The organism is Kytococcus sp. HMSC28H12 (genome assembly GCF_001816045.1).
GTDB classification, from domain to species: Bacteria; Actinomycetota; Actinomycetes; order Actinomycetales; family Dermatophilaceae; genus Kytococcus; species Kytococcus schroeteri.
The window spans coordinates 1-5,682 of record NZ_KV824381.1 but is presented as its reverse complement, the minus strand read 5'-3'; the positions used below and the strand labels follow the sequence as shown (position 1 = coordinate 5,682).

The following is a 5,682-nucleotide window of genomic DNA, read 5'->3' as shown; positions in this document are numbered from 1 at the left end:
TTGTTGGTCGGGGCTGAAACCATTCCCGGGGGTTGTGTTGGGGGTGGGCCGTGCGCGTCCCCATGGGGAAGGGAGAGGTGCCCCGTAGAATCGGTGTCATGACTGGCTCTGACGCGCTTGGTAGCGAGCACCCGCAGCTCCCGGGGACGCACCAGGTGGACCTCGAGGACCTTCTGGGTCGGGTGAGAGGGCTGGAGTCCGAGGTGGGTGATCTCGAGGCGTCCTTGGAGGCTCCTGCACCGGCTGGTCCCGTTCCGGGGGCGCCCGGTCACGCCTCGTCCGACTGACCCCCCCCGATGCGTCTCGACAAGGCCCTCACGGACCGGGGACTGGCCCGTTCCCGCTCCCATGCCCAGCAGCTCGTTGCCGAGGGCTCGGTTCTGGTGGACGGGCGTGCAGCGAGCCGTTCCTCCCAGCAGGTGGGGGAGACGAGTGTGCTCCGGGTGGCCGACGGTCGGCGACAGGGCGAGGTGAGCCGGGCCCAGCGGAAGCTCGGTCGTGCGCGATCGTTGTGGCCCCGTGTGTTCGTCCCCGCTGGCACAGCGGTCGACCTCGGGGCATCGACGGGTGGGTTCACCCAGGAGTTGCTCGACGCCGGGTGGGAGGACGTCTGGGCCATCGACGTCGGGCACGACCAGCTGGTCGACGCGCTGCGGAGCGACCCCCGGGTGGTGGTCCGCGAGGGCGTCAACGCCCGGGACCTGTCGCAGATGACCGACGCCGGGTTGCGGCGTTGCATGGCACGGCTCGTGGTGTGTGACGTCAGCTTCATCTCGCTGCGGCTGGTGCTTCCCACCATCGCGTGGCTGCTCCAGGACGGGGGAACGGCGGTTGTGCTGGTGAAGCCCCAGTTCGAGGTGGGGCCCGCCCGGGTCCGCCAGGGGATCGTGGAGCGGGGGACCGACCGGCACGAGGCGATGGCGGTGGTTCTCGACGCAGCCGCGCAGGCGGGTCTGCGTCCCCACGGTGTCGCATCCAGTGGGACCCCGGGGACCCACGGGAACGTGGAGTTCGTGGTGCGTCTGGAGACCGGGGACGCCGCGCGCGAGGTTGTCGGGGCCGCGTGGCACAGTGGGCTCCCGGATGTCGAGGACCCCTTCTGGAACGGTGACGATGACAGCGCACTCGAGCTCTGACGCCCTCGGGGCCGACCAGCCCCGTGTCGTGGTGCTCTGTGCGCACCCGGGACGTCGGGACGCCGTGGGTGTGGCCGTGCAGGTGGCGCGGCTCCTGGGTGAGCGTGGCCTGGTCGTGGCGGTTCCGCCCGACCAGGTGGAGGCGCTGCGTGCGCAGGCGGACTCGCCCATGGAGGAGCTTGGCGAGCAGCACCGCCCCGAGCTGGTGGTGGTGCTGGGCGGGGACGGGACGATCCTGCGGGGCGCCGCGGTGGCCAAGGAGTACGACGTGCCGCTGCTGGGGGTGAACCTGGGGCACGTGGGCTTCCTCGCCGAGGCGGAGCGCGAGGACGTGGAGCTCACGGTGGAGCACATCGTGGAGCGGAGCTACTCGGTCGAGCACCGCATGGCCCTCGACGTGGCGGTCTACGTTGAGGGTGAGCGCACGGCCACGGGGTGGGCACTCAACGAGGCCACCGTGGAGAAGGGCTCGCGCGAGCGAATGGTGGAGCTGGCCCTGGAGGTCGACGGGCGTCCGCTGGCCACGTGGGGGTGCGACGGCATCATCATGGCCACCCCGACCGGGAGCACCGCCTACGCCTTCAGCGCCGGGGGGCCGGTGGTGTGGCCGAACGTGGAGGCGATCCTCACGGTGCCCATCAGCGCCCACGCCCTCTTCTCGCGCCCGCTGGTGCTGGGTCCGACGACCGAGCTCGCGGTCGAGGTGGTGACGGAGTCCCCCGGCATCGGGGTGCTGTGGTGCGACGGGCGCGCGGTCAGCGACCTGCCCCCGGGGGCGCGCGTCGAGGTCTCGCGCAGCGCGCACCCGGTCCGGTTGGCCCGGCCGGCCAGTTCACCCTTCACCGACCGGCTCGTGCGCAAGTTCGGCCTGTCGGTCGAGGGATGGCGCGGCACCGCCCGGTCCCGCGCGCGGGGCCTGGACGTGGGGACCGAGGAAGGGACGCACCGATGAGCACGACCAGCCAGGACGACGCGGTGACGCAGGCCCACGGGACGGGGAACGAGCCGTGGCTGAGCACCGTCGAGATCCGCAACCTGGGCGTCATCCACGACGCCACCGTGGAGCTCGACCGAGGCCTCACCGTGGTGACCGGTGAGACCGGCGCCGGCAAGACGATGATGGTGCAGAGCCTCTCGCTGCTGCTCGGCCGGCGTGCGGAGTCGGGCTGGGTGCGCCACGGGGCCGAGGCCGCCGTGGTCACCGGGGTGTACGAGGTGCCCGGGAGCGCCGAGCGGTCGGACGCCGTGCAGGCGGTCGAGGGCGCCGGCGGCTTCGTGGAGGACGGTGAGCTGCTGGTGACCCGGCGCGTCACCACGGCCGGTCGGTCGGCGGCATCGGTGGGCGGCGCGCGGGTACCGGTGCGGACGCTCTCCGGGGTGAGTGAGCGTCTCGTGGCCATCCACGGGCAGGCTGACCAGTGGCGCCTGCTCTCGGCCGACGCGCACCGTGAGGTGCTCGACGCCTTCGGTGGGGCCCCGGTGGTCGAGCGGCTCGAGGCCTACCGGGTGGCCCGGGACGAGGTGGTGCGCCTCGACCGGGCGCTGCGCGACTTCGACGCCGAGCGGACCCTGCGCTCCCAGCGGGCCGCGTGGCTCCGCAAGGGCCTCGACCTCCTGGAGACGGTGAAGCCGGAGCCGGGGGAGGAGCAGGAGCTGCGCGAGCGCGTGGCCCGGCTGGACCACGCGGCCGACCTGGTGGAGGCGGGCCACGTGGCGGCCGGTGCGCTCTCGGGTGACCCCACCGACGCGATGCCCGAGCCCGGCGCCGTGGAGCTCGTGGGGCAGGCCCGTGAGGCGATGGAGCGGGTGGCCCACGTCGACGCCGAGGTGGGGGAGCTGCACGGCCGCCTGCGCGAGCTGGGGGTGCTCGCGCACGAGCTGGCCGCCGACCTCTCCTCATGGGTGGGCGGGCTGGACCTCGACCCCGGGGAGCTGCAGGTCCTGCACGAACGCCGTGCGGCCCTGCGTTCCCTGGCCCAGGAGTTCGGCCGTCCCGAGCTGCTGCCCGCGGGCCACCCCCTGCTCGACCCTCAGGTGGAGGTTGAGGGTCTCGAGGGTGCGAGCGGGGCAGGGGGCGCGCTCGTCGAGGGTGAGGGTGCGGCGGTGGCACCCTCGGCGGACATCGCCCTGGCCTGGGGTGAGCTGGCGGCCCAGGAGCTCGATGGCCTCGGGACCTCCGACGAGGACCGGGAGCGACTGGCCGGTGAGCTTGAGGAGGCGCGGACCACGGCGCGCGTGGCTGCCGACGCGCTCACGGCGCTCCGGCGGCAGGTGGCGTCGGACCTGGGGGAGCGGGTCACTGCCGAGGTCCGTGCCCTGGCCATGCCGAAGGCAGAGGTCACCGTGGCGGTGGAGGGGGCCCGGCCCGGCCCGCACGGCGCGGACGCGGTGGAGATCCGGATGGCCCCCAACCCCGGCGTGCCCGCCCGGACGGTGGCCAAGGCCGCCTCGGGAGGTGAGCTCAGCCGCCTCATGCTGGCGCTCGAGGTGGTGGTGGGCGACGCCGAGGGCGGCGTGCCGACCATGGTGTTCGACGAGGTGGACGCCGGTGTCGGCGGTGAGGCGGCACACGCCATCGGGGCCCGTCTGGCCAGGATCGCCGCGGAGCGCCAGGTGATCGTGGTGACCCACCTGCCGCAGGTGGCTGCCTATGCCGACCGGCACCTGGTGATCGCCAAGAGCGACGACGGGGCGGTGACCACCTCGGACGTGGCCCCGGTGGAGGGCGAGGCGCGGTTGGCCGAGCTCGCACGGATGCTGGGAGGTGTCTCCGAGAGCCGCAGCGCTCGGGAACACGCCGCCGAGCTCGTGGAGGCCGCCCGGGAGCGACGCGGGTCCTGAGGGCCCCGGCGGGGCGGTGGCGTGGCGCCGCGGGCAAGGGGGTAGATTGGCAGCCCGTGGTGGCACAGACTCGACACATCTTCGTGACCGGCGGCGTCGTCTCCTCCCTCGGGAAGGGACTGACCGCGTCCTCCCTCGGACTCCTCCTGCGTTCGCGTGGCCTGAAGGTCACCATGCAGAAGCTGGACCCGTACATCAACGTGGACCCGGGGACCATGAACCCCTTCCAGCACGGCGAGGTGTTCGTGACCGAGGACGGTGGTGAGACCGACCTCGACATCGGCCACTACGAGCGCTTCCTGGACGACAACCTCACGGCGGGCGCCAACGTGACGACCGGGCAGGTGTACCACTCGGTCATCGCCAAGGAGCGCCGCGGCGAGTACCTGGGCGACACCGTGCAGGTGATCCCGCACATCACCAACGAGATCGTCGAGCGCATGCGGGCCGCGGCCACCGTGCCCGAGGGCGCGGACCGCCCGGACGTGATCATCACCGAGATCGGCGGGACCGTCGGCGACATCGAGTCCCTGCCCTTCCTCGAGGCGGCCCGCCAGGTGCGCCACCAGCTGGGCCGCGACAACGTGTTCTTCCTGCACGTCTCCCTGGTGCCCTTCATCGGCCCCTCCGGCGAGCTCAAGACCAAGCCGACCCAGCACTCGGTGGCCCGCCTGCGCGAGTACGGCATCCAGCCCGACGCCGTCGTGGTGCGCGCCGACCGCCAGCTCCCCGAGGGCATCAAGAACAAGATCTCGATGTCCTGCGACGTCGACCGCGAGGCCGTGGCCACCTGCCCGGACGCGCCGAGCATCTACGACATCCCCAAGGTGCTCCACGGCGAGGGCTTGGACGCCGTGGTCATCCGCCGCCTCGGGCTGCCGTTCAAGGACGTCGACTGGACCGCCTGGGACGACCTGCTCACCCGTGTTCACCAGCCCGAGCACCAGGTGGAGGTGGCCGTGGTCGGCAAGTACGTCGACCTGCCCGACGCCTACCTCTCGATCTCCGAGGCGCTGCGCGCCGGCGGCTTCCACCACCGGGCGAAGGTGTCCCTGCGTTGGGTGGCCAGCGACCGTTGCCAGACCCCCGAGGGGGCGCAGGAGGCGCTGGGCGGGGTGGACGCCGTGCTCGTGCCCGGTGGCTTCGGCATCCGCGGCATCGAGGGCAAGCTCGGTGCCCTGACCTGGGCGCGCGAGCAGAAGGTGCCCACGCTGGGCATCTGCCTGGGCATGCAGTGCATGGTCATCGAGCACGCGCGCAACGCCGCCGGCCTCGAGGGGGCCTCGAGCACCGAGTTCGAGGACGCCACCGAGCACCCGGTGATCGCCACGATGGCTGAGCAACTGGAGTTCGTGGGCGGCAAGGGCGACCTGGGCGGCACGATGCGCCTGGGCGCCTACGACGCCACCCTGGCCGAGGGCTCCGTGGCCGCGACCGCCTATGGCAGCACGCAGGTGAGCGAGCGCCACCGCCACCGTTACGAGGTGAACAACGCCTACCGTGAGCAGCTGGAGTCCACCGGCCTGGTGCTCTCGGGCACCTCGCCCGACGGTGGCCTCGTGGAGTTCGTGGAGCTGCCGGCCGAGACCCACCCCTTCTACGTGGGCACCCAGGCCCACCCGGAGCTGAAGTCCCGCCCGCACCGTGCGCACCCGCTGTTCGCCGGCCTGGTGGGCGCGGCCATCGAGCGCCGGGGAGCGTCCGG

The 5,682-nt window shown here is 72.8% G+C and carries 4 protein-coding genes; all 4 read left to right on the top strand.

The window, feature by feature from the left end:
- The first annotated feature begins 296 nt into the window (after window positions 1–296).
- Window positions 297–1,136 carry a TlyA family RNA methyltransferase gene (locus tag HMPREF3099_RS04490; RefSeq protein ID WP_070704515.1) on the top strand — a complete coding sequence of 280 codons (840 nt, stop codon included), beginning with the start codon at window positions 297–299 and terminating at the stop codon, window positions 1,134–1,136.
- Window positions 1,114–2,088 (top strand): NAD kinase, encoded by a 975-nt coding sequence (locus HMPREF3099_RS04485; protein WP_070704512.1) that lies wholly within the window; start codon window positions 1,114–1,116, stop codon window positions 2,086–2,088. Before HMPREF3099_RS04490 ends, HMPREF3099_RS04485 begins: the two co-directional genes overlap by 23 nt.
- Window positions 2,085–3,977, top strand: a complete 1,893-nt coding sequence (locus HMPREF3099_RS04480; RefSeq protein WP_083323489.1) for a DNA repair protein RecN — start codon at window positions 2,085–2,087, stop codon at window positions 3,975–3,977. The genes HMPREF3099_RS04485 and HMPREF3099_RS04480 overlap by 4 nt, the downstream gene beginning before the upstream one ends.
- Before the next feature lie 59 nt (window positions 3,978–4,036).
- On the top strand, window positions 4,037–5,682 hold a 1,646-nt coding region (locus tag HMPREF3099_RS04475; protein ID WP_070704521.1), incomplete at its 3' end, for a CTP synthase.